The sequence below is a fragment of the Cobetia sp. L2A1 genome, from assembly GCF_009796845.1.
GTDB lineage: Bacteria > Pseudomonadota > Gammaproteobacteria > Pseudomonadales > Halomonadaceae > Cobetia.
Genome location: NZ_CP047025.1, coordinates 2,084,285 through 2,107,624, shown reverse-complemented (window position 1 = coordinate 2,107,624; position 23,340 = coordinate 2,084,285). Strand labels below are relative to the sequence as shown.

Below are 23,340 nucleotides of genomic sequence, written 5' to 3'. Positions count from 1 at the left end.
TCGTTGTTCTTTAACGAGACGACGGGAAAGCTTGAATGACGGAGGTTGTGCCTCCATCGTTTAACGCTGACTGTACGCAATCCCCTCGGGCCGAGTGATAATCGCGTACGGACTCTCTGCGGGTTGCTGTGCAGCTTCGTGATCATATCGCCATCTCATGGCATGTCTATCGATGGGTAGCACGAGATGTGCATACGCCATGGATTGCAGCTGTGCTTCTGAGGAGTCTCCAAGGCTCGGTGTTGGCTTCATTGGTATCGTGCTCCGCGTTGGTGCGCGTCAAAGGAAAACAGTAGATGAACGTGACATCCGCAGACACTGGCTTCATGGCAGGCTTCAATGGGCTACATGAAATGGTGGTGGGTGAATTTCTGATCAGTCCCATGCTGGTCTATGCCTTGGTGGCATTGCTGGCGGCAGGACTTATCCGTTCGCTGCTGCACCGTTTGCTGGCCAATCATGAGCTATGGTTCGAGGCCTGGTTTGATATTTCTCTCTTCATCATCTGTCTGGCCTCAGTGGTTGCGCTGGTGACCTGAGTGATGACCGCGGATATTGCTGCTTATGGTCGGCGCTTGGTGAGCGCACTTCATTCAGTCGCTCCCTCGCCCCATCGCTGGATCAATTTTTCAAGGAACGCTGCATGAGCAAGCCCGGACAGAAAGTCGTGAAATGGATCATTACCCTGTGCCTGGTGGCGGCCGCTGTGTGGTGTGCACTGTGGTTGTGGAAGACCTACATGTATAGCCCCTGGACGCGAGATGCACGGGTGCGGGCCGAAGTCATCACGCTAACCCCGGATGTCTCGGGCTGGGTGCGCGAGCTGAATGTGGCCGATACCACCGAGGTACATGAAGGCGATGTGATTCTGCAGATAGATCGCGCGCGCTACTCGGCGGCACTGGATAAGGCCAATGCAAGCCTGGCAAGCGCCAAGGCGACGCTGCGTCTCAAGGAGCACGAGGCCAATCGGCGTAGTCGATTGAACACTAGTGCGATCAGTGAGGAAGCGCGTGATACTGCGCGCCTTGAAGCGGAAGTGGCCCGTGCCGATGTGCAACAGGCTGAAGCCGCCGTGGAATCTGCGCAATTGGATCTCGATCGTACTCAGCTGACGGCGCCTGCCAATGGCAGCATCCTCAATATGCACCTGAGTCAGGGTAACTATGTGACGGCGGGCACATCGGTGATGGCTCTGATCAAGAATGACTCCTTCTACCTCAGTGCCTACTTCCAGGAGACCAAGCTGCAGCATGTGCGTCATGGTGACGAGGTTCAGATTACCCTGATGAGCGGTAGCGAAAGTTTCAAGGGACATGTGGTCGGCATTGGTCAGGGCATTGCAGACAGCAATACCACTATCAATGCACAGCAACTCCCTCAGGTCAGTTCTACCTTTAGTTGGGTACGCCTTGCGCAGCGTATTCCAGTGCGCGTCGAGTTCGATGACATCAAGGCGGTACGCGCCACCGGCGTCAACCTGGCGGCGGGAATGACAGCGACGGTCAGATTGATTGAGGATGCATCGTCGAATACCAGGAGGCCCTCGGCTTCGCAAGCAGATACTGTTGACGGGACACCCTAACGCATGTCGCCTGCACTCGCTGCCTTTCTCAAGCCAACGCCCTTCGCGCTCAAGTTCGCCTGCAAGGGTGTGCTGGCCATGGCGTTGGCGCTTTACGCTGCCTTCTATTTCGACCTTGAACGTCCCTATTGGGCGCTGATCTCGGCAGCCTTTCTTCAGACTCGGCCCATGTCCGGCATGGTGGTCGAGAAGGGCATTTGTCAGATTACCGGAACCTTTGTCGGCATCTGCGTGGCGACTGTCATCATGGGCCTGTTTGCCCAGACACCGGAGCTTGCCCTTGGTAGTGTCACGCTCTGGATCGGGCTATGCATCTATGGCGCCTCGCTGACGCATAACAATCTATCCTATGGCTGTGTCATGGGGGCGGTGGCCTGCATGATTGTCGTGGTACTGACATCCTCGGCCCCCAGCACCTTCTTCACGGTGGCACTCGCGCGTTTGAGCGAGCTGAGCCTTGGGGCATTGTGCGCCGTACTGGTGAGTGCGTTGGTCTGGCCGATTCGTGTGCGCAATCACCTGGGCGTGCTGGCGGATACCGCAGTGAATGCCACCTTCCGCTATATGGCGCTTGCGCTCTCGATGCCGCTGAACTCAGGACAGAGTGCGGGTCAGCCGGGAGGGCTGGAGCAGCGCACGCGGGAGCGGGATGAACGTAAAGCGATGTTGGAACAACTCATGACGGGGCTTGATGCGCTCAACAATCTCGAGATTGACGCGCATTCTGCTCGCTATGAAGGTCCGCAGGGCAAGGGCCGTATCCGAGGAGTTCATCTGTTGACGCGGCGCAGTATGCGGCTCTATGCGACGCTCAAAGCGCTTCATCAGTTACGACACCCAGAATTTTTCGTCCCTCCTCAGGAGGTGCAAGAGATAGATGCTTCAGACGCTGAGAGCGTTACGCTGATGGCGGAGCGATTCAGTCAGCCGACGATGGACCTCATGCAGCGATTGGGAGTTGCCTTTCAGAGCATGGCAGACAATCAGGGGACAGATCAGGCACGCGTCACGCTCAAGGAACTTCGTGGAGAATGCCTGCGACTGTCTCGTGGCCATCGCAGTATCACGGCGCTTGAAGCACGACTGCTGTTCAGTCTGAGGGAAGTGCTGGGTCATACCTTGGTGATGCTGCAGGCCCGTGAAGTCATCAACCATCCGGGGCGCCATCAGTTGCGTCAGCCAAGCATGAGCTGGCATCGGGATCATGGACGTGCGGCAACCAATGCGCTGCGCGCCATGTGTATTTTTGCGACGACGGCGACGTTCTGGGTGGCGACGGCCTGGGATAATGGTGCCGTATCCATGCTGCTTGGCACGTTGTTCTCCGGCATTTTTGCCAGTCGCGATGATCCCGCGCCCATTATTCCCATGGTACTGAAAGGCCTGATGTTCGCAGTGCCCAGCGTACTGCTGTTTGGCAATATCCTGCTCAGCCATGCCCAACATTTTGTGCCCTTTATTCTCATCTTCAGTGTGCCTTTGTTCTTGGGGCTGATGGGCTCCGTGGTACCAGTGCTGGCGGGTATCTGTCTGCCGTTCGTGGTCTTCAATATCCTGCTGGTGATGCCGGATAACGGCATGACCTTTGATGTCGCCTATACACTCAACAGGAGCCTGGCCGCGGGTATCGGTCTGGTCGTGACCATCATCGGTTTCCGCTTGATACCGGTGCCGGGGGCGAGTTGGGACAGACGACAGCTTATTCGCTCCACTGTCAGCGATATTCGTGAGTTGTCTGAGCGCTCGACCGCACAGCTCGATAGCTGGTTCGGCGGACGGATGGGGGACCGCCTCTTGCGTCTTGCTCGCCACGAGCAAGTGCGTAATCAAGAGCAGGCTGCGCGCGGGACTGACAAGGAAATTGAGCTGAAAGAGCAACAGGTGTCAGGGATGCCGTTGTTGTCACTTGGGCTTACCGGCATGGATATCGGGCGTGGCATCAGCTTTGTGCGTCGTGAGCTAGGCAGCAAGATGCCCAAAGAGGTCGAGCGCGCATTGAAGGCGCTTATTCTCGTGCTGGCGGAGGATTTTGAACGTGCGACCCGCGGTGAACGGCCGCACCATCTCAAATCTGCTAGTCATCGACTCTGTGATGCCATTTCGGTTCACGAGAGTATGAGCCGTCACAAGCAGGCATTGCTGGCGGGTTGGCTGGCACGTATTCACCTGACTCTCGAAAGCGATGCTATCAGGCAGCACCACGGCTGAGGGTGAAGCCCGAGGCCATTTATCGTGACGAATAGCGCATGAAAGATAAGTAGTTGATTGCCTGCCTCTATCGGTGGGCAATTTTATTTCTGCGTGATTTCATTGTGGAATGATTGCAACTTCGTTGGTTAAAAATCACGTTAAAAGTGATGAGAGAATATATATTCTGTCGCGCTGTTAATTGGTTGATTGAAAATATGTCAATTAATAGCAACTGATCAGATTATCTGCGCTATGATAAAAAGGATTGCTCGAGACTGAGTGTAATGTATGAGCCTTTTAGTGCAGGAGGGTGCCATGGCTTTCATGAATGATATCAGTAGCAGTGGGCGAGCTGTTCCTGAGCGTTTTCGTCGTGTCACGTTCACGACCCAGTATCTTCATGCATTGAATCTCTACGTGTTACCGGCCGGTGAAGTGTTGCTGCGTGTGAGTCAGGCTGGAGAAGATATCATGGTGCTGCAGTTCGATGACGAGCAATACGCCGAGATTATCGCATCACGTATCGTGGATTGGGTGGCAGAGCACCCGGGCTATGATCAGGATGATTTGACACTTTGGATCAAGACACGTGCTCGTGAGGACGTCAGCACACCGCATGTGCCGCATCACGTTTATTGAAGCACCACAATGATGTCGCGATGATCGTGGTGATAAAACGTCACCGCCACCTCTGCAGGTGGCGGTGACGTTCATGTATCAGCGCCATTGAATGGCATATGGCGCAAGAGCAACCACTACGTTGTGATTAGAAGCTACCGACGACACTGCCGAGTATCACGACGGTAATCAGCGCTAGCATTGGGAAGGCCACTGTCATCATGAACATCTGCCCGTAAGACTGGCGGTGTGTCAGCTTGCAGATCGCCAATAACGTAATGACCGCGCCAGAGTGTGGCAGGGTATCCATGCTGCCAGCCGCCAGCGCTGCCACACGATGCATCAGTTCAGGGTCAATGCCGGTTTTCACCGCCATTTCCATGTAGGTTGACCCCAATGTCGAGAGCGCGATACTCATGCCGCCGGAGGAAGATCCGGTAATCCCTGCCAACACATTGACCGCCACGGCCTCTGAAATCAGCGGATTGCTTGGGTAGAGCCCCAATACGGCCTCCTTGACGATGGCAAAGCCTGCCAGACTCGCAATGACAGCGCCGTAGCCAACTTCCGACGCTGTGTTGAAGACCGGCAGCATCGCGCCGAAACAACCATTGTTGACGGTTGTCTTGATATCGCTCCATTGCTTCCAGCGCGTAATGACCAACCAGGTAGACGCAATGGCCAGTGCGATAAGAATCGACCACATGCCCGTCGCGCCTGCCGGTTTGAGATCAGGGAAGGCCTCAGCCAGATACGAGAAATCGATTCGTGGGAAAATGAGGTAAGTCAGCAGCGCATTCAGACCAATGACCATGATGAGCGGAATCAGTGCAGTCATCATGCTCATCTTGGCGACGGGAGCAGCGTCTGTCTCGAGTCCTTCATCAGGATGTGTGCCGTAGTGCTCGCCTTGCGCCTGTGCCTTGCTGGCACGCCCTTTGAGCCACCAGGTACCCAGTCCCAGCATCATCAGGCCGGCAATGATGCCTAATCCCGGTGCAGCGAAGCTGTTGGTCTGGAAGTAGGGGATAGGGATGGCGTTTTGGATAGCCGGCGTGCCTGGCAAGGCTGTCATCGTGAACGTGAAGGAACCGAGTGCAATCGCAGCGGGTAACAGTCGCTTCGGCGTGCCCGTGCGTTGGAATAACTGCGCCCCGATGGGATAGACCGCGAACGCCACCACGAACAACGACACGCCGCCGTAAGTGAGGATTGCGCAGGCCAGTACGACGGTCAATATCACGTGGCGACTGCCCAGCCGCTTGACCAGGCCTTCGGAGATGGCATGCGCTGCGCCGGAATCTGCCATTAGCTGACCGAACAAGGCCCCGAGAATGAACAGTGGGAAGAACTTGGCCAGATAGCCGCCCAGCTGACTCATGAAGGTCACGGTATAGCTTGGGAGAAGCGTGCCGGCATCGCCGGACAAGATGACAGCAAGTGCTGCCATCAGAGGGGCAAGCAACAGGACAGTGATGCCGCGATAGGCCAGGAACATCAGCAGCCCAAGCGAGATCAGAATGGCAAGAATACTCATGGAGGGGACTTCTCGTGGTTGGCGTTGTAGTAGGCGTAGTGTCGTCTGCCATTAACGACGTATGTTCTGCTATCAGGTGCGTGTCCTGTTTTTTACTATTTACGTTTAGGCTGATATGCAGTGACATGCTGCATACCGTAGTGTTTGTCCGACATTAGGACAATGCGGCTTAAGTGGCAGCAGAGGCGGTGAGACAAGCACCAGGCGCCACAAGAGATGGTCTGATGATGCTATAGGTATATACCGTTATCTTGTTTAACTGTTGATTAACAGAACGAATCGGTTCTTCGCGGGGCGAAGGAATTGCGACGACATATCGAGAGGCATCAGCGGGGATAGCAGTAGAATGATGCGGGAGGTGGACTCTGGTTACCGTGGATGGTCACCCATCTTGCGGGTGTGGCTATAATTGGACATGCAAAAAAAACGGTGCCCTGAAGGCACCGCAAAAATCGATCGTACAGTCTGTCAGTCGCGAAATCTGACAGAGGTTCAAAGTGTTATACGTAGAAAATCACGTTTCAGATGTAATGCTACGTTGATGGGCTTATCTCTGCGTCGACGCCAAGATTCGACTGGGCATCACTTGTTCGTATCAACGTTCAGATCATCGGATCGCCAGATACTGACGCCAGCGGCGGGTAACTGCTGGTTACCGGTTACCCGACCTGACTCCGGCATTAGCCCGTCAGGCAACCAACGTGATTCGGGCGCGTAATTGAAGGCGAAGCACAGTGTGCCTCGACGACGCAGACGTACGCCTTGTGGCAATGCGACGGTGGCAATATCGGCGTCACGACACTCGGCCTCGAGAACTGCCAGCAGGCTATCTTCATCCAGCCACGCGGTGAGATAGCTGACGCTGTTTTGCTGAAGTATGGCGGGCTCACCATCATCAAAGCGCGATAGCACGCTGGCCGTCGTACGCTGCATGTCGAGCATGTCGCGCCAGCGTAGCGCGTGACCTCGATGGCCATTGGTCAGGGTAAGGGCTGGTTCAGCGGCAGGACGCAAGCCGTCCACACGATCTACCGTGACGCCAGTCAGTGCCGTCAGCGCTCCCGGTGCCAGTTGGTCAGGAATTCGCAGATCAGCCGTGCGTGAGCCAGAACGAGCCCCAATGACGATCCGGCTGCCACTGTTACGCGCACTACATAAGCGAGCAGCTAGTGCATCGTCCGCGATCACCTGACATGGCAGCACCACCAGCGGATAGCCTGTCACGTCATCACATGGCGACACGATGTCGATGTCGAGGCCTAATCGACGCAGTGCGCTGTACCAGCTGAGGTGTAGCTCCAGTGCATCGAAATTCTCGGCATGGGGCTGAATCTGGCAGGCCCAGATAGAGGCATAGTCGAACATCAGTGCTACCGGTGCGCGCTCACGAGCAGGGGCTTCAATCTGAGCCGATGCATCGTCGTGCATGGCCATCGCGGCTAGTTCATCGCGCACCTGTAGCAATTCTGGCCACGCAGACGCCGGTGTACCATCAGGGCGCAGCAGACCAGCATGCATCTGCTCCTGCGCGAAGGGGGCCTGGCGCCAGCGAAAGTAAGAGACGACTTCAGCGCCGTGGGCAAAGGCTTCATGGCTCCATAGCCGTACCATGCCGGGGAGGGGGGCTGCATTGCTGATGGCCCAGTTGACGGGACCTGGCTGCTGCTCCATCACCCACCAGCGACCCTTGCACATGGCGCGATAAAGGTCGTGGTGGAAGCCGGCAAAGTCGGGATGCCCCTGTTGACGATAGAAGCCCTTGGTCGCTTCATCATGGGCACCACGCTCAAGGAAGCCGAGTGGATAGCTGTCCCAGCTTGCGATGTCGAGATCGCGCGCGACATCAAAGTGATCGAATTCGGTGAACAGGCCCATGAAGTTATGCACGATATCGACGCTGACACCGGCAGTGCGCAGAGTATCCACCTGCAATCGGTTGTATTCGACCACCATATCCGAGCAGAAGCGGCGGTAGTCGAGCACGATAGCGGGGTGCGGCTCAGTAACGGTACCGACCGGTGCCTCGACTTGCGTGAAGTCGGTAACTTCCATGCTCCAGAAGACGCTTCCCCACGCCTCGTTGAGCGCCTCGACCGAGCCATAGCGCGCCGCGAGCCACTGTGGGAAGCGTGCGCGTGCTGCTACTGAGTAGCTGAGAATGGTGTCATGACAGCCGTATTCGTTATCGGTCTGCCAGGCCATGATGGCGGGATGCTGAGCGTAGCGCTCTGCCATCAGGCTTACGATACGCTCGCTTAGCGTGCGATAGACGGGTGAGGAAAAGCAGTAATGGCGGCGCGAGCCGTAACCACGCACAGCACCATTTTCATCCACAGCAAGAATCTCGGGATGGGCATCCACCAGCCACTTGGGCGGTGTCGCAGTAGGCGTGCCCATCACTATCTTGAGACCTGCATCAGCCAGTACCGAGACGGCATCATCCAGCCATGCGAATTCGAGCTGACCTGAAGTCGGCTCTAGTCGACTCCAGGCGAACTCACCGATCCGTACGACACGAATGCCGGCGTCGACCATGTCGCGGGCATCCTGCGCCCAGCGCTCACGGGGCCAGTGTTCGGGGTAATAACAGACACCGAGTTGCATGCGAGTCACCCTTGAAGCGTTGTATGAGAAGAGAAGACGAACTCAGGCATCAGGAATCAATCGCTTGCAGGTGGATAAGAATCGCCTGATCAGGATCGAGTATCGGTAATGCAAGTCCTGCACGCATCAGATAGTCGCCAGTGACGACAATGGTTTGACCCTGTTGCTGCGCCTCGATCCAGGCCGGTAATTGCTTCATGCGACGCTCTGGATGCTCGGGTAGCTCAAGTAACTCGATGCGATAGGACTGTGCTTTCTGGAGTCCTGCCAGTGGCTGCAGTGCCGGTAACGCGTGACGTGGCATCGCCAGCTGGTTGACACTGAACAGTGCTTCATGGCCATCGAGGCTGACCACACCATGTGCGTGCTGGTGCTGGTCAAGACAATCCAACTGCCAGCTGACGCCGTTATGCAGCAGGCCACGCAACGATTTATAGCGTTCAAGCCAGCCACGCAGTTCAGTGCGCTCTGTCTGATCGAGCTGACTGACATCCAGTTCCAGCCCTAGATGGCCGAACAGTGCCGTTGAGGCGCGGAAGGCCAACGACGTGCGGCGAGACGTGGTGTGGGCATGATCGGGACCGATATGTGCCCCCAGTAACTCTGGTGGCAGGAAGCGGCTAGCCCCGCGCTGAATATGCGTACGTTCATGCGGGTCATTACAGTCTGAGGTCCACACGCGATGGGTATGACGAAGGATGCCGTGGTCGGTCCGGGCACCTCCTGAAGCACAGCTTTCGATCTCGACGGAAGGATGCGCCTGACGCAAGCGCGCCAGCAGGGTATAAAGTGCTTCGACTTGAGCGTGGGCCGCCGGCCTGCCGGTGCGTTCACCCGCTTGAGTCGCCGCGTGGGTCAGGTCGCGATTCATGTCCCACTTCAGGTACTTGATCGGATATTCACTGAGTAACGCATCCAGACGCGAAAACAGGTAGTCGCCGACGTCTTCGCGAGTGAGATCCAGCACGCACTGATAACGCCCCAGTGGCTGTTCTCGGTTGGCCAAGCCCAGAATCCAGTCGGGATGCGTGCGATAAAGCTCGCTGTCCGGATTGACCATCTCGGGCTCCACCCACAGACCGAACTCCATTCCCTGTGCGTGAACCGCTGCTATCAGCGGGCCTAATCCCTTCGGGTATTTGCGCGCATCCAGATACCAGTCACCGAGTGCCGCGCGCTCTCCATTGCGGCCGACAAACCAGCCATCATCCAGTACGAAGCGTTCCGCTCCGACGTCACCCGCAGCAGTGACCAGCTCATCGAGACGTGCCGCGTCATGATCGAAGTAGAGTGCTTCCCAGGTATTGACGTGGACGGGGCGCGGTTTGTCGGCAGTCGGCCAGTCGAGGCGAGCACGCAGAGTGCGATGCATGCGCTGACTCGCGCCGTTGATGCCGCTATCAGACCATGCCATGACCACTTCAGGCGTCGTGATGCTGTCGCCTGTGGCGAGTGACTGCTCGCCAGGTAATAGCAGCGCCCCCATCTGCAGTTGAGTGCTGCCATCAAACTGACGCTCGACCAACAGACGATGATTACCACTCCAGGCAAGATGTGCACTGATCACTTCACCACGTTGCTCACTGAAGCCTTGCGTGCCGATGATCAGTGAGGGTACGCGTTGATGTGAGCTGCGTCCGCGACGGTTTTCCAGTGTAAACGTGCCTTCACTCAGGGTGTGGCGGGTCTCGGTGAATTCCTGCACCCAGCGGCCACCGAAACTCAGGCACTCCTCGAAGCGGACTGGCAGAGGCAGGCAGCAGGCCGCCAGCCACTCGAGGCGGTAGGGCACGCTGCCGTGGTTGGTCAGCATGGTCTGTTGGCGCAGCACGCCCTCTATCGTCAGCGTCAGCGACACTACAATCTCAAGTGCGCTGACGTTATCCGACAACGACAGTTGCGCATGGGCACCGCGGGAATCTGTGGTGCACTCGACATCACTCAGACGCATATCAGTGAGCCAGTCACGTCCCTCGCGATCCCCTATCAACGCAGGATAACCAGCGAAGCCCTGGCCGGCGTCATTGAAGAGAGTGGTCGGTGGCAAGCGGTCAAGGCTGGCCTCGGGCGTGGCGCTGCCGCTCATCAGACGGTGCTGTGCAGGGTCAACCAATGTCTGACGACCGAAGTGTGCCAGCGTCAAGACACCATCGCTGAGATCCAGCTGTAGCTGAATTCCATCAGCGCTCATGCTCAGCCACTGCTGATCACTCAGCCAGCTTGCCGCGGGTACCGCGCGCGAGGTCATTGATGTGGCAGATAAGGCATCGGATAACGACATGATCAATCCTTGAATATCCATAAAGAGAAGCATTGGGCGAGGCAGACAACAGCCTATGTAAAAGGAGCCCAGGGAAAAGACGATCAGAGATAGCAACAGGCGCCTGATGAATTCATGACTCCCGTCAGGCATCAATGCCCCCTGAACTGATGACCCCTGTGCTGTCACAGGCCAATACAGAGGCCAACATCAGAACCCGTTAGCACTTGGCCTGCCCAAGGCCGGATTGGCTCAGGTTGCACGCAGCGGCTTGTTCAAGGGCTAACTCCGGGGCTAACTCAACACCAGTCTCGGCTCTACAAGCCCTTGAATGCCGGCGGATGACAGCTCGAATGCAAACAGGTCACCATCCTGCGTGTCGTCAGCGACCTTGAGGGCCTCATGGGCCGTCGTGATATAGAGCGTGTCGAGCGATTCCCCTCCGAAGAGCGGACACGAGGGCTGGCTGACGGGCAATGCCACATGTGCCACTTCATCGCCATCGTGATTCAAGCGCGCTACGCGACCTGCGCCCCAGAGCGCGATCCACATGAAGCCTTCGCTATCGATCACTGCTCCGTCTGGGCCACCCCCTGATTCGCGAAGATCAGCCCAGACTTCAGGTGCCTCATGGCCGCCCGCTGAGGCAAGTGGCCAGCCGTCAGCATCGAGCATCCAACGCATCACCTGTCCGGTGACAGTATCGGTGAAGTAGGCGAAGCGACCATCGGGTGAGAAGCACAAAGCATTGGGGATGCTCAGACCACTCATCAGACACGTCAGCTGGCCACGGTGTAGCCGGTAGAGGCTGCCTGCACCGGTTTCCGCGTTCACACCCATGCTCGACAGCCACAGGCTACCGTGAGTATCGACGCGAGCATCGTTGCTGCGTGTCGCCGGTGAGTGATCGGACTCAAAGGGGAGAAAGTCCGTCAACTCACCCGTGGATGGGTCGAAACGTGACAGCTGACGCTCGGCCACCAGCAGGTAATCACCCTCAGTGGTGAGCGCCGCGTAGGAGGTCTTGCGGGCAAGTGCCGTCATACGGTGATGACTGCCGTCGGCAGAGGCGTGATGCAGCTCGCCGGCCAGGATATTCAGCCAGCGCACTTCACTCTGATCGGCGTTCCAGCCCGGCCCTTCACCTAGCTCGCAGTGGCTAGCCACACAGCACTTGGCCTCTCCCAGACAAGTTGATTGCGTCATCTTGCACTCCTGCTTGTTGATGGTGATAGCCCGTGAGGGATCAGCCGCTTTCCCCCACGGTGAAGTGTATTTAGTCAGCGGCTGTCCAGGCAGACACCAGTGCGCGGGCACGCTCGCCAACCTCAGTCGCTGTCAGGCCCGGTGTGTAGATCGCAGTCCCCAATCCAGCGCCATGAACGCCCGCGGCACGCCACTCGGCAAAGTTGTCGGTCCCGATACCGCCCACTGCATACAGGTCAGTGCCTCTTGGCAGTACCGCCAGCATCGCCTTCATGTTGGTGATGCCGACCTGGGTAGCCGGGAATAACTTGAGGCCAGAAGCACCGGCAGCTACTGCGGCGAAAGCTTCTGTCGGCGTCACGATGCCCGGCATCGAGACCATCTCCAGGCGACGGCTTTCACGAATGACGTCGATATCAGCATTCGGTGACACGACAAGGCGTCCGCCAGCGGCGTGAACCTCACGCACTTGCTGGGCGGTGAGCACAGTACCAGCGCCAATCAGGATCTTGCCGTCATGATGGGCTTCACAGTGCTTGACCAATGAGGCGATGCTTTCGAGTGGCTGTGGTGAGTTGAGCGGCACTTCGATGCGAGTGATGCCCGCGGCGATGATTTCATCGGCAATGGCGATGATTTCATGCGGTGCAACACCGCGCAGAATGGCAACCAGGGGGAGGCTCATGAATATCTCCAATACAAGATGAAGGTGTCAGTTGACGGCGTGGCGTGTGCGGTGAATCTGTCCCAGGCCGGCCAGTATCATGTCGGCATTGGCAGCGATGCAGACGCGGTAACCGAGGTGTTTCAGCGCAATCTGGTACCGCTGACACAGCACGGCATCGCCTATCAGTGTCACCCGTGCATTCTCGGACAGTGATGCCGTGGCACCTGCCAGCTCAAGCCCTAGCACCAACCCCGACAAGCGTGCGCCAAGCACTGCCGTGCGGGATTTGTCACCGGGTAGGCGCGTGTCGAGCAGGTCGCGGGCACGAATGCCGAACAGTTCAGCCGTGATGCGCTCTGGCGACGCAAGCGCCGTCTCCATACCCGCCAGATAGGCGTTGTACTGGGCAACATCCGCGAGGTCACCGCCAGCCACGGAGTGCTTGAGCACTGAGTCCTGACTGAGCAACTTGTAGAGCTCGCCACTCATGTAGGTGTTGAAACAGATGATCTTGCCGTGCTCAAGGTGCGCCCACTTGGCATGGGTGCCTGGCAGGCACACTGCGCCAGTGTAATCCGGGGTATTGGCTACCAAGCCCGCGAGCTGGGTCTCTTCGCCACGCATGACATCGAAGGTAGGCTGACGCTGACAAAGCCCTGGCACAATCGACACGCTCAGGCGTGGATCGCGCGTGGCCACTGAGGTCAGCTGCTCCCCGATGGCCGCCAGTACGTCCCTGGACAGGGGGTCCGGTGCATCCAATGGCAAATATGCCGCCTCGACCCACCCCTGTCGTGCGCCGGCCATGCCGCAGATGAGGACGGGTATCGTGACTGACTCAGATGAGATCGTGGTTACTGCCGGTAGCCAGTCATTGACCAGTACACGCAGCACATCCTCGAATTCATCTGCTGCAAGTCCAAGCATGCCGCGTGAGCTACTCGCCTGAGCGATGATCTTGTGATTGGCATCCAGCGCCCAGGCACGCAGGTTGCTAGACCCCCAGTCGACGGCGATCCACTCGAGCGTATCAGGGGGTGAGATAGCGGGTGAGTGAGAAAGAGGCAGGGCGTTCACACCCGCCCTCCATCAACGACCATCGGCTGACCAGTCATCATTCGGGAGGCGGTAGAGGCGAGAAACAGGCACGGGTTGATCATGTCTTCGACGGGAATGGCTTCCTTGAGGCATTGCTGATCAATGCACTCATTGAGGTCCTTGTCATTGACCCACAGCTCGCGCTGACGCTCCGTCATGACCCAACCCGGGATGAGGCAGTTGACACGAATGGCGTCCGGCCCCAGTTCGCGTGCCAGCGCCTTGGTCAGGCCCATGATGCCAGCCTTGGCGGTGACGTAGGTCGGGTAGCCGCCAAGCCCTAGCATGTAGCTGTTGGAGGATAGATTGATGATGGCGCCGCCACCGAGCTTGCGCATGTCAGCGGCGACCGCTTGAGCCGTGAAGAACTGCGGGCGCAGGTTGGTCGCGATGGAGGCGTCCCATTGCTCAACGGTCCAGTCTTCCAGCGTATGACGGGTATCACGCGCTGCGTTGTTGACCAGTACCCCAATCGGGCCATGTGCCTCGCGCGCCTGTGCGACTGCTGCTTGCAGCGCCGCAATATCTTGTATGTCGCAGGCAATGAAGAGTGGCCGACTGGCATATTTAGCTTCCATTGCATCACAGAATTCAGTCGCGTCGGACAAACCGACGAAGGCCACTTTGGCGCCCTGAGCGAGGAAGCCCTCGGTCAGCGCCGCGCCAATACCGGAGCCGCCCCCGGTGATGAAGATGCTGGCGCCGTCGAGGTCTGGGTAACGGAAGTCGGCAAAGGCAGGAGTGGATACGGTCGCAGTCATGAAGGCTCCATCTTTCATTGAGACAGGCCATGTAAGCAGGGCCTGTCGTATTCAGTGCAATCGCGCTTCAGGGCAATTGTCAGCGAAGACTGTCAAAGCGACAGTGCATGGCGTGTAGCGGGGTTTACCACTCAGCGACGGAACCGTCTTCGTGAGTCCATACCGGGTTGCGCCAGCGGTGGCCGACCTTGGAGCGCTCTTCGACGAAGGCTTCATCAATCTCGACACCTAGCCCCGGGCCCTGTGGAATGGCGCAGAAGCCGTCCTTGATCAACAGCGCGTCCTTGTCCACCAGATAATCAAGGACATCGTTATCTTTGTTGTAGTGAATGCCCATGCTCTGTTCCTGGATGAAGGCGTTATGGCACACCGCATCCAGTTGCAATGAGGCCGCCAGCGTCAGCGGGCCGAGCGGGCAGTGGGGCGCGAGCGCGACATCGTAGGCGGAGGCCATCGCGGCAATCTTGAAGCCTTCACTGATGCCGCCACAGTGGGAGAGGTCTGGTTGAATGATATCGACCATGCCGTCCGCCAGCAGATCACGGAACTGGAAGCGGGTGTGCAGGCGCTCACCGGTCGCAATCGGCGTCGAGATACCTTCAGCGATGTGCTTGAGTGAAGGCAGGTGCTCTGGCGCGACCGGCTCTTCAATGAACATCGGGTGGAATTGTTCAAGTTCACGCAGCAACGCCTTGGCCATCGGACGATGGACCCGGCCGTGGAAGTCGATACCGATACCCACATCTGGGCCGACGGCGTTGCGCGCTTCAGCGACACGCGCCACTGCGTCATCAATCTTCTTGTGTGAATCGACGATCTGCATTTCCGGCGTGCCGTTCATCTTGAAGGCGGTAAAGCCCTGATCGACCAGTGCCTTGGCACCTGTGCCGACATCAGCCGGGCGATCTCCCCCGGTCCAGGCGTACATACGCATCTTGTCGCGCACGGGGCCACCCAGCAGCTGATGTACGGGCACTCCCAGATCACGTCCCTTGAGATCCCATAGCGCCTGGTCAATACCGGCAATCGCTGACATCAGAATCGGGCCGCCACGATAGAAGCCACCGCGATACATCACATTCCATAGATGCTCGATATTGCGTGGGTCCTGGCCTATCAGATAGTCAGAGAGCTCATGTACGGCAGCTTCAACGGTCGAGGCACGCCCTTCGATTACCGGCTCTCCCCAGCCATAGCAGCCTTCATCGGTCTCGATTTTCAGAAACAGCCAGCGCGGCGGTACTTGCCAAGTCTTCAGTCGGGTGATTTTCACGGGAGTATCCTTTTAGCGTGCGAATGGAAGTCGATGGGCACGACGTTGCCAATATTTAGTGGTGCGAGACTCAGGGGAAGCATAGATTCAGGGGAAACATGGGTGCCGCCGATAGCTGTCAGTAAGGTCGGCTATCGAGGCGCGGATGATCCTGGCCAAAACCGAGATCGCGTGCAGCGGTTTCCAGCACGCGTTCGGCACAGGTGCGCGCCATTTCCGGCTGACGTAAACGAATGGCTTCCATCACCGCGCGGTGGCGATCAAGGCTGGCACGGTGGTGACTATGATCATGCTGTTGCGCCACCTGCTGAGTCGATTGAATCAGCTGGCTGATGGAGGGCCGCAGCAGGCTGCCCAGCTGTGTCCACACCAGATTATGCGTGGCGTGATAGATGGCTTCATGGAAGGCCACGTCGTACTCGGCGTGCGCATCGCGCGTGGTGTCATTGGCTGTCTTGACCATGCCTTCAAATGCCCGCTCAAGGCGTGCGAGATCCTGAGCGTTGGCTTTCATGGCAGCCAGTGCGCTGACGTAGGGTTCCACTGAGAGACGGAAGGCATAGATCTCACGTATCAGATCCGGATTGATGTCATGCAGACCGCTGATCCAGTCGCTCATCAGCGGGTCCAGCAGCTGCCATTCACTCATGGCACGTACTACCGTGCCGCGACCTGCAGTGCGCTCCAGCAGGCCAGCACTGACCAGTTGGGCAAGAGCATTACGCAGGCGATTGCGGCTGGTATCAAAGCGCTGACAAAGATCCAGTTCCCGCGGGAAGCTGTCGCCAGGCCCAAAGTCACCGGCAAGTATTTCGCGTGCCATGAACGTGGCAATGGCTTCCATACGGATGGGAGCGGTGCTCGTTGTCGATGCGTCGGGAGCGGTAAGGACGGATAGGGGTGTTGTCACGCGTAGCCTCTTTGCCGTCGTTGCACCAAGCAAGCGCCGGCTCAATAAATGTCTGAACTCACAATAATAAATGTCCGACATTTGAACAAGCATAATGACATGCAACTTTGGTCTGCTGCTTTCCCCTCAGGGACGATTGCTGAGTACTAACGCAAACCGCCCCTTGGAGGGGGATCCAAGGGGCGGCATTGAGAAGGCGATGAAGGAAGCAGAATTCAAACTTGGGTATGGATGAGACTATCGATAACGGCTTGCCACTCTTTCAGTGACTGTGGACACGATAAAGGGTGCATAGTGATGTCGAGATGTGCGGCGCCATCAAGGGAGAGTAATTGGGCATGAAGCTTTTCCTGCGAGAGACGCGATAGTGGTTCTCGGGCGGTGTCAGAGGCGGGCTGGGCAAGCGACGATTGATGAATGTCTGCTGACGAGTGGGGCGCTTCAGCCTCGCGGAAATTCTCGCTATTCAGTACCAGAAAGTGGCCTGTAGCAAGATGAAATACCTGAAGCGGATAAAAACAGGCATTCAACTGGGGCCCGAACTGCTGATCCAGCACGGCTGCATCGTTCGGTGTGCGCAATTGCAGGTGGTATAGGCTGATGCGGCGCGCCAACGTCGGCTGGCCATTTTCGAGTCGTGCTTCGAGTGAGGCATCCAGCAGGCGACGGTTGAAGCATCCGGTCGCGTGGTCTCGCCAATGGGATGCAAACCGCTCGATCTGAAGTGGCATGAGGCGGTGTCGCGTGGCATCTGCCGGGGGTATGGGCTGCTCTGCCAATACCTTGCGGGTCATCTGCAGGACTTCAGCCGAAAAAGGTTGCTGTGGGCGATGCTCTACCTCGCTAATGGCTTCGGCTGCGGTGAGGTGCGAGTGTCTGACCTGCTCCACTATCTGCACGACAAGCGCCAGTATGCCTGGGCCTGGAGTGGTCGGCGATAATTTCTCGCAAGAGGACGTGCTCATGCTGGGCATGTATTGCTGACTCGCGCTCAAAAGGTCTGCTTCATGAGGCGCCATGAGCGCATCGGCCATCAAGCGACTGCCGATAGCGATATGCTGACGCAAGAGCTGGGATTGATCAAAATGGAGCTGATGACGTGGTTTGAGCAATGCATCGGGCAGTGCCAGCTTGCCGAGGTCGTAAAGCAGTGCAACACGCGCTAACGCCGAGATTTCCTCGTTATCCAGCGCGAGTCCCGTGGCGATGTCAGTCACGTACTTCGCCACGATAAGTTCATCGCCTACACGCTCAGGGCAGCGCTCATTTCTGATGATTTTCAGTGCTGTCACTAGCCTGTCTTCGCCCTGTTGCTCTAGTTTTCTCTCTAGAAAATTCATGCGTCTACGCATTAGCCTTTGGCGCGTACGCAGCTGACGAAGCAACGTATAGCCGATACTCACACACAGCAATAGAGTGACGGCCAGCGTGATGAGGAAGTGCCAACGCTCAAGCGTATGCTTTTTCTCCATACTCGCTTCGTGGGCCTGAAATGCTGCGGTATTGATATCGTCGAGATAGACCCCACTCGCCACTATCCAGTGAAACGGAGGGTAGAGCGCTGCATAGGCAGTCTTTTCTTCCGGCGTGGCTCCGGGTGCCTTGGGAAAATGGTAGTCAAAGAATATGCCTCTGCCGCTTAGCACTCCCTCGAGCTCTGTCTGATAAGGGTAACGACCAGTCGCATCACGATACTGTGTGGAAAGTAGCTCGCCTTCCGTGTCAGGAAGTAACGGATGGATCAAGCGCCGCGCATAAGATCTCCCTCCCGCAGGGTCGATGATTTCGTTGATCCAGACGTAGTGTCTAGCTTTTTCGCTGAGGCTGGCATGCAAGGATTGTCGAAGCTCACTTGAGACAAGGAAAGCCACCATCTTTGGATCGATATGCACCAGGGTCCAACTGGCACTGGCAGGAATGCGCTGACGGCGTACCTCCCCGCTGGCGTCTGATCCGTGCTGGATAGGAATGGCAAAAACAAGACCTGTATCAGAGCCACGCATAAATTGTGGTTTGCGCTCATTAGACTGCAGACGAAGAGTCAACTCGGGAGACCACCACGTGGGAAGTAGGGTCGTCGGTAGCTGCTCGATGGAAATCCAATCCGGGTTGATACGCAGGTCGGGGAACTGGCGTAATAGCTCGGTGCTGATGAAGGAGCGATCACGGCCACTCAGGTGGCTAATCCCCAAGAAGGGAGCACGCATGATCGTCATCAGCATGCGCTGTAGTCGATGTTCATAATCCCTATGCCGCGAGGCAATGACACCCAGCGTTTGCTCTACCAGCAGGCTTGCCTGTTGCCTACGTTCCTTCATGATGAGCGTTTGCGTCGCTTGTGCGTTTAGTGTGTATAGTTCGCGGTTTTCCGACTCTAGAAACACCAGTAGTCCACCCAGTGATGCGCCGGTGAGTATGGTGAGCCCTAACCATTGGCGTAGGGGCATGCCCACCATATCCATTGGGGCTAAAAGTCGACGTTTCGGGCGTTTTAGCCCGATACTTGAGGGAGAGAGATCGCTATCCTTGATCATCACAACACTTCATCCGTGAGTTATGCTCAGTTGCCAATATGATTGCCTGAGTGATTATGTCTTTGAGCATAGCGTGTCGTCTGTCAGAACGGCAGTCGGATCACGGCATTGTGCAAACGCTATGGATTTCACGCACGCGATGCCAAGCTGGTTTATGCTGTGTGTAGCATAGGGTTGTCTGTGTGATCGCGGGCTTGCTAGCAGGCGTTGAAAGGGGCATGATGAAGCGCTCTTTCTGTATGTCTTTCAAGAAGATATCTGCTATTCAGGCATATTTTCCTTGATATTGCCTTCTTAATGCCTTGATTCGAGGCCACCCTGCAGGGTGCTTTTCTGCTGACGTTTACAGCGTCGCATGGTACATATTTCCTGTAGTGGGCATCTCAGGTTGTCTTCTTGTTGTCGACAAGATCAATAGTGGAAAATCGTGCATGAACCGACAAGATGAAAAAATTATTGCGAGTGCTCGCAAGCAGCGTGCCTTGTTTGATGAACTTGAAAAAGCATTGTCTGAAGAGCTGAACGCGCTTGATCGCTCCTCAAAACCTTCAGCTCCACAAGAGCCGAAGACGTCTGTTGCTGAAGATCGTGCGCACCAGCGTGAGGCTGAATTCGTGGCACGTCTTGAGGCACTGATCGCAGAATTTGCTCTAGACCGTAAGGCTGCTCACAAGTGGCTGTGCGAGTTGGAAGAATTCTACGCGACGTCTGACTGACACTGTGTGATCGCTAGGCAATATAAAGTCCCGTCTTTTTATAAAGAGCGGGACCTTATATTGCCTGTAATCGCACTTTAATTTCCTATTTTGATTTTTATAGGCTATTTACAGATTATAACTCCTCCCAAATAGCATCTTTCAGCTCGTCATTTAACGATTTCAGTTGCTGCAGGCGTTCTGTTGCATGCTTATGCACGTCAGTCATTATATTACCCAGTGATTGATGGGTAGCGCCGGCACTCTCCATGTCGGTCGGTAGCCGGCATAAGCATTGTCCCATCTCCAGGCTTTTCAGCTGACATATCCTGATGAATTCAAGCTCTTGCTGATAGACCTTGAGTCCCATGGACCAGAACAACTGCTGAGAGCGCATTATGGGCCCAAGCGGGCGAATGAGGTCATCTGGCCGATTCAGCCAAGAGAAGGGGTCGGCAAAAAACGATGTGACAGCATGGGGTGGCTGGGTCACTGATTTCATGATGAACTCCTACCCTGAGGGGATGTGACGCAAGATTTAGGACATCTGTGGCTGGTATTTATTCTGTTTGTGGCCAATAGTATGAGTATCGAAAGAAGCTTCTGCAGCGAGTCAGGCAAGCAAGTTCATTGAGCATAGTCGTCTGTTGAGCGCTTCGCATAGCACGTCAGGGTGGGATTTTTATCGTAACTGGCACTAGTGTGCCCTGGATCAAGTATCAGATCAGATGATGTAGTGAATGAGGTCATCCAAGGGGACGGTCATGATCAATGAAGTCAAATCCGTACTTGCTGCATTCATTGGTGTGCAAAAGGAAGCGAATCGAAAACGGGATTTTGAGCAGGGGCATCTGCTTGATTTTGTTGTTATTGGATTGGTGATGGCTGCACTGTTGGTAGGTGGCATGGCACTGTTGGCGACATTTATTGCAGGCTAGCGCTACCGAGTATTCTCAAGGTGGCTTGCTGGCACCGAGATAGAAAAAGCCCCTACAGGCCGGAGATGTCCTCCGGCCTGTAGGGGCTTTTTCATGATGAAATCACGGCCTGCAATCAGCGTACGATGACGTTATCAGCGGCGAGCAAACAGTGGCGTCTTCTGATCAACGCCTGTCTGATAGCTCACCGTGAAGGATGATAGTGCATGCAGAGCGTCTTCGACGTACTGATCATCACGAAGACGGAAGGCATTGAAGCCACAGCGACCCATGTAATGCAGCTGATCAACCAGGACATCGCCTATCGCGCGAATCTCGCCATGATAGCCGTAGCGCTCACGCAGCAGGCGCGCAATGGTATACCCGCGGCCATCATTGAAGCTCGGGAAGTCGACTGCAAGTAGCGGGGCGTCTGACAGTGTCTCACCGAGTTCAACCGTCAATTCAGTATCACTTGAAATCCAAGGGGCTAGCTGCTCATTGGCACTGCCTGCTGCTACGCATTCACGCCAATGCGCGAGTGGGACAAGTGCTGGTTGCTCAAACGACGGCAGATTGCCTTCTTCATCAATACGCACGACCTGCCAGGCATCTTCGGTGACGAGCTGATTCTGACGAATCACGCCGCCTTGCCGAAGATCACTCAACTCTCTTGTTGGCGTCATTTCCACAGTGTCCTCAGGCATAGACCCGCTCCTTGAACGGCTTTATGCCGATGCGATGGTAGGTATCGACGAAGACTTCGTCTTCAAGGCGCTGCTCGACATAAACCTTGAGCACCTTGTCGATGACATTCGGCATGTCTTCTGCATTGAATGACGGACCTAGAATCTTGCCAATGGTCGCGTTGTCATCGCTACGACCGCCCAGCGAGACCTGGTAGAACTCCTGACCTTTCTTGTCGACACCCAGAATGCCGATATTACCGACATGGTGGTGACCACAGGCGTTCATGCAACCGGAAATATTCAGGTCGATCGGCCCAAGGTCATACAGGAAATCGAGGTCTGCGAAGCGGTCTTGCAGCGCCTGAGCAATAGGGATGGACTTTGCGTTGGCCAGTGAGCAGAAATCGCCACCAGGGCAGCAGATCATATCGGCCAGCGTACCGACGGTCGGATTTGCCATGCCAAGCGCATCGAGCGCTTTCCAGAGCGCTTCCAGCTCATCGACGGGAACATCGGACAATACGAGATTCTGCTCATGAGTGACGCGCAGCTCACCAAAGCCGTACTGTTCTGCCAGGTCGGCGACAGCGTCCATCTGGTCAGCAGTGACATCACCGGGTGCCAGCTCGCGACGCTTGAGGGACAGAGTGACGGCCTTGTAGCCCGATATCTTGTGACCTACGACGTTATTGGTTACGAAGCGAGAAAAGGCACGATTCTCGACACGCAGCGCTTCATAGGCCTTGATCGCATCTTCGGTGACGTCACGACGAGCCGGTTCCGGGAAATAACCGGTGGCATTCGCGACGGCGGAATCGGTCAGTGTTTCAGGGCCATCCTTGAGATGGGCCCACTCTTTCTCTACACGAACGCGGAATTCTTCGATGCCCAGCGCTTTTACCAGAATCTTGATGCGAGCCTTGTACTTGTTGTCACGGCGGCCCCACTGGTTATAGACGCGAACGATAGCGTCCAGATAGGTCAGCAGGTGTTGCCAGTCGAGATTTTCGCGTACGACATCGCCCACCATCGGCGTACGGCCAAGACCGCCACCGGCGAGAATAGTCGCTTTGACGCTGCCGTCTTCACCGCGTGTCAGGCGGATGCCGATATCGTGAACCTGAATGGCGGCGCGATCAGCGCCGGCGCCGGTCACTGCTATCTTGAACTTGCGCGGCAGATAGGCAAATTCGGGATGTAGGGTGGACCACTGTCGAATCAGCTCACACCATGGGCGTGGGTCAACGGTCTCGTCTTCCGCAATACCGGCAAACTGGTCGGTAGTGGTGTTGCGAATGCAGTTGCCGCTGGTCTGAATGGCATGCATCTCAACCTGTGCCAATTCACCGAGAATGGCCGGAACGTCTTCAATTTTCGGCCAGTTGAGCTGAAGGTTCTGACGCGTCGTGAAGTGACCGTAGGAGTGGTCATAACGACGGCTGATATCAGCCAATGTGCGGAGCTGAGCTGCACTCAACATGCCATAGGGAATGGCAATACGCAGCATGGGAGCATGACGCTGAATATAGAGGCCGTTCTGCAAGCGCAGAGGGCGGAATTCTTCCTCGCCCAGACGACCGGCCAGATAACGATCCATCTGGTCCTTGAACTGAGCTACCCGCTCGTCGACCAGTGTTTGGTCATAGGTGTCATAGCGATACATGTCAGGTGTGTCCTACGGTCGGGCATCAGGTGGGCGTCCACTGATGCGAATCTTATTGATGCTTGGGCCACTCTACCTTTTATTCTTTATTCTTTAAAAGAATAAATCATCATAGTTTTCGACGATCGCGTTA

19 protein-coding genes are annotated in these 23,340 nt (G+C 56.4%); 6 read left to right on the top strand and 13 right to left on the bottom strand.

Features of this window, described 5'->3' with window-relative positions:
- Positions 1-296: 296 nt before the first annotated feature.
- The 4 genes from GQR90_RS09135 to GQR90_RS09120 all read left to right on the top strand — a co-directional run bounded on the left by GQR90_RS09135 (position 297) and on the right by GQR90_RS09120 (position 4,414).
- Positions 297-539: a DUF1656 domain-containing protein gene (locus GQR90_RS09135; RefSeq protein WP_233266179.1), complete on the top strand. Its 243-nt coding sequence runs from the start codon at positions 297-299 to the stop codon at positions 537-539.
- Between the two features lie 104 nt (positions 540-643).
- Positions 644-1,585, top strand: coding sequence for an efflux RND transporter periplasmic adaptor subunit (locus GQR90_RS09130; RefSeq protein ID WP_158773836.1), 942 nt, complete (start codon positions 644-646; stop codon positions 1,583-1,585).
- 3 nt (positions 1,586-1,588) lie between these two features.
- On the top strand, positions 1,589-3,793 hold the full coding sequence (locus tag GQR90_RS09125; protein ID WP_158773835.1) for an FUSC family protein: 2,205 nt from the start codon (positions 1,589-1,591) through the stop codon (positions 3,791-3,793).
- A 297-nt stretch (positions 3,794-4,090) separates the two neighbouring features.
- Complete coding sequence (locus tag GQR90_RS09120) at positions 4,091-4,414, top strand: hypothetical protein (RefSeq protein ID WP_158773834.1); 324 nt, start codon at positions 4,091-4,093, stop codon at positions 4,412-4,414.
- A 127-nt stretch (positions 4,415-4,541) separates the two neighbouring features.
- On the opposite strand, the gene GQR90_RS09115 is transcribed toward GQR90_RS09120, so the two are convergent.
- The 10 genes from GQR90_RS09115 to GQR90_RS09070 all read right to left on the bottom strand — a co-directional run bounded on the left by GQR90_RS09115 (position 4,542) and on the right by GQR90_RS09070 (position 19,156).
- Positions 4,542-5,930, bottom strand: a complete 1,389-nt coding sequence (locus tag GQR90_RS09115; RefSeq protein ID WP_158773833.1) for a GntP family permease — start codon at positions 5,928-5,930, stop codon at positions 4,542-4,544.
- A 582-nt stretch (positions 5,931-6,512) separates the two neighbouring features.
- Positions 6,513-8,534 carry a beta-galactosidase gene (locus GQR90_RS09110; protein ID WP_158773832.1) on the bottom strand — a complete coding sequence of 674 codons (2,022 nt, stop codon included), beginning with the start codon at positions 8,532-8,534 and terminating at the stop codon, positions 6,513-6,515.
- A 49-nt stretch (positions 8,535-8,583) separates the two neighbouring features.
- Entirely contained in the window at positions 8,584-10,815 is a 2,232-nt protein-coding gene (locus tag GQR90_RS09105; protein ID WP_158773831.1) for an alpha-galactosidase, read from the bottom strand.
- A 273-nt stretch (positions 10,816-11,088) separates the two neighbouring features.
- Entirely contained in the window at positions 11,089-12,000 is a 912-nt protein-coding gene (locus tag GQR90_RS09100) for an SMP-30/gluconolactonase/LRE family protein (RefSeq protein WP_158773830.1), read from the bottom strand.
- 70 nt (positions 12,001-12,070) lie between these two features.
- Positions 12,071-12,685: a 2-dehydro-3-deoxy-6-phosphogalactonate aldolase gene (locus GQR90_RS09095; RefSeq protein ID WP_158773829.1), complete on the bottom strand. Its 615-nt coding sequence runs from the start codon at positions 12,683-12,685 to the stop codon at positions 12,071-12,073.
- 27 nt (positions 12,686-12,712) lie between these two features.
- Positions 12,713-13,744, bottom strand: a complete 1,032-nt coding sequence (locus tag GQR90_RS09090; protein WP_233266177.1) for a 2-dehydro-3-deoxygalactonokinase — start codon at positions 13,742-13,744, stop codon at positions 12,713-12,715.
- Positions 13,741-14,526 (bottom strand): SDR family NAD(P)-dependent oxidoreductase, encoded by a 786-nt coding sequence (locus GQR90_RS09085; protein ID WP_158773828.1) that lies wholly within the window; start codon positions 14,524-14,526, stop codon positions 13,741-13,743. Before GQR90_RS09085 ends, GQR90_RS09090 begins: the two co-directional genes overlap by 4 nt.
- 124 nt (positions 14,527-14,650) lie before the next feature.
- Positions 14,651-15,799, bottom strand: coding sequence for a galactonate dehydratase (gene dgoD, locus GQR90_RS09080; RefSeq protein ID WP_158773827.1), 1,149 nt, complete (start codon positions 15,797-15,799; stop codon positions 14,651-14,653).
- Between the two features lie 118 nt (positions 15,800-15,917).
- On the bottom strand, positions 15,918-16,709 hold the full coding sequence (locus GQR90_RS09075) for a FadR/GntR family transcriptional regulator (protein ID WP_233266175.1): 792 nt from the start codon (positions 16,707-16,709) through the stop codon (positions 15,918-15,920).
- A gap of 215 nt (positions 16,710-16,924) precedes the next feature.
- Positions 16,925-19,156 carry a cache domain-containing protein gene (locus tag GQR90_RS09070; RefSeq protein WP_158773825.1) on the bottom strand — a complete coding sequence of 744 codons (2,232 nt, stop codon included), beginning with the start codon at positions 19,154-19,156 and terminating at the stop codon, positions 16,925-16,927.
- Positions 19,157-19,674: 518 nt separating this feature from the next.
- On the opposite strand from GQR90_RS09070, the gene GQR90_RS09065 reads away from it, so the two are divergent.
- Entirely contained in the window at positions 19,675-19,959 is a 285-nt protein-coding gene (locus tag GQR90_RS09065; RefSeq protein WP_158773824.1) for a hypothetical protein, read from the top strand.
- A gap of 115 nt (positions 19,960-20,074) precedes the next feature.
- Here GQR90_RS09065 and GQR90_RS09060 read toward each other — a convergent pair whose 3' ends face one another.
- Positions 20,075-20,440, bottom strand: coding sequence for a hypothetical protein (locus GQR90_RS09060; RefSeq protein ID WP_158773823.1), 366 nt, complete (start codon positions 20,438-20,440; stop codon positions 20,075-20,077).
- A 262-nt stretch (positions 20,441-20,702) separates the two neighbouring features.
- On the opposite strand from GQR90_RS09060, the gene GQR90_RS09055 reads away from it, so the two are divergent.
- Positions 20,703-20,876, top strand: coding sequence for a DUF2970 domain-containing protein (locus tag GQR90_RS09055; protein WP_158773822.1), 174 nt, complete (start codon positions 20,703-20,705; stop codon positions 20,874-20,876).
- Positions 20,877-21,010: 134 nt separating this feature from the next.
- Here GQR90_RS09055 and GQR90_RS09050 read toward each other — a convergent pair whose 3' ends face one another.
- A complete protein-coding gene (locus GQR90_RS09050) occupies positions 21,011-21,562 on the bottom strand; it encodes a DUF934 domain-containing protein (protein WP_233266173.1) in 552 nt (183 codons plus the stop codon).
- Positions 21,555-23,207 (bottom strand): nitrite/sulfite reductase, encoded by a 1,653-nt coding sequence (locus tag GQR90_RS09045; RefSeq protein ID WP_158773821.1) that lies wholly within the window; start codon positions 23,205-23,207, stop codon positions 21,555-21,557. Before GQR90_RS09045 ends, GQR90_RS09050 begins: the two co-directional genes overlap by 8 nt.
- Between the last annotated feature and the right edge of the window lie 133 nt (positions 23,208-23,340).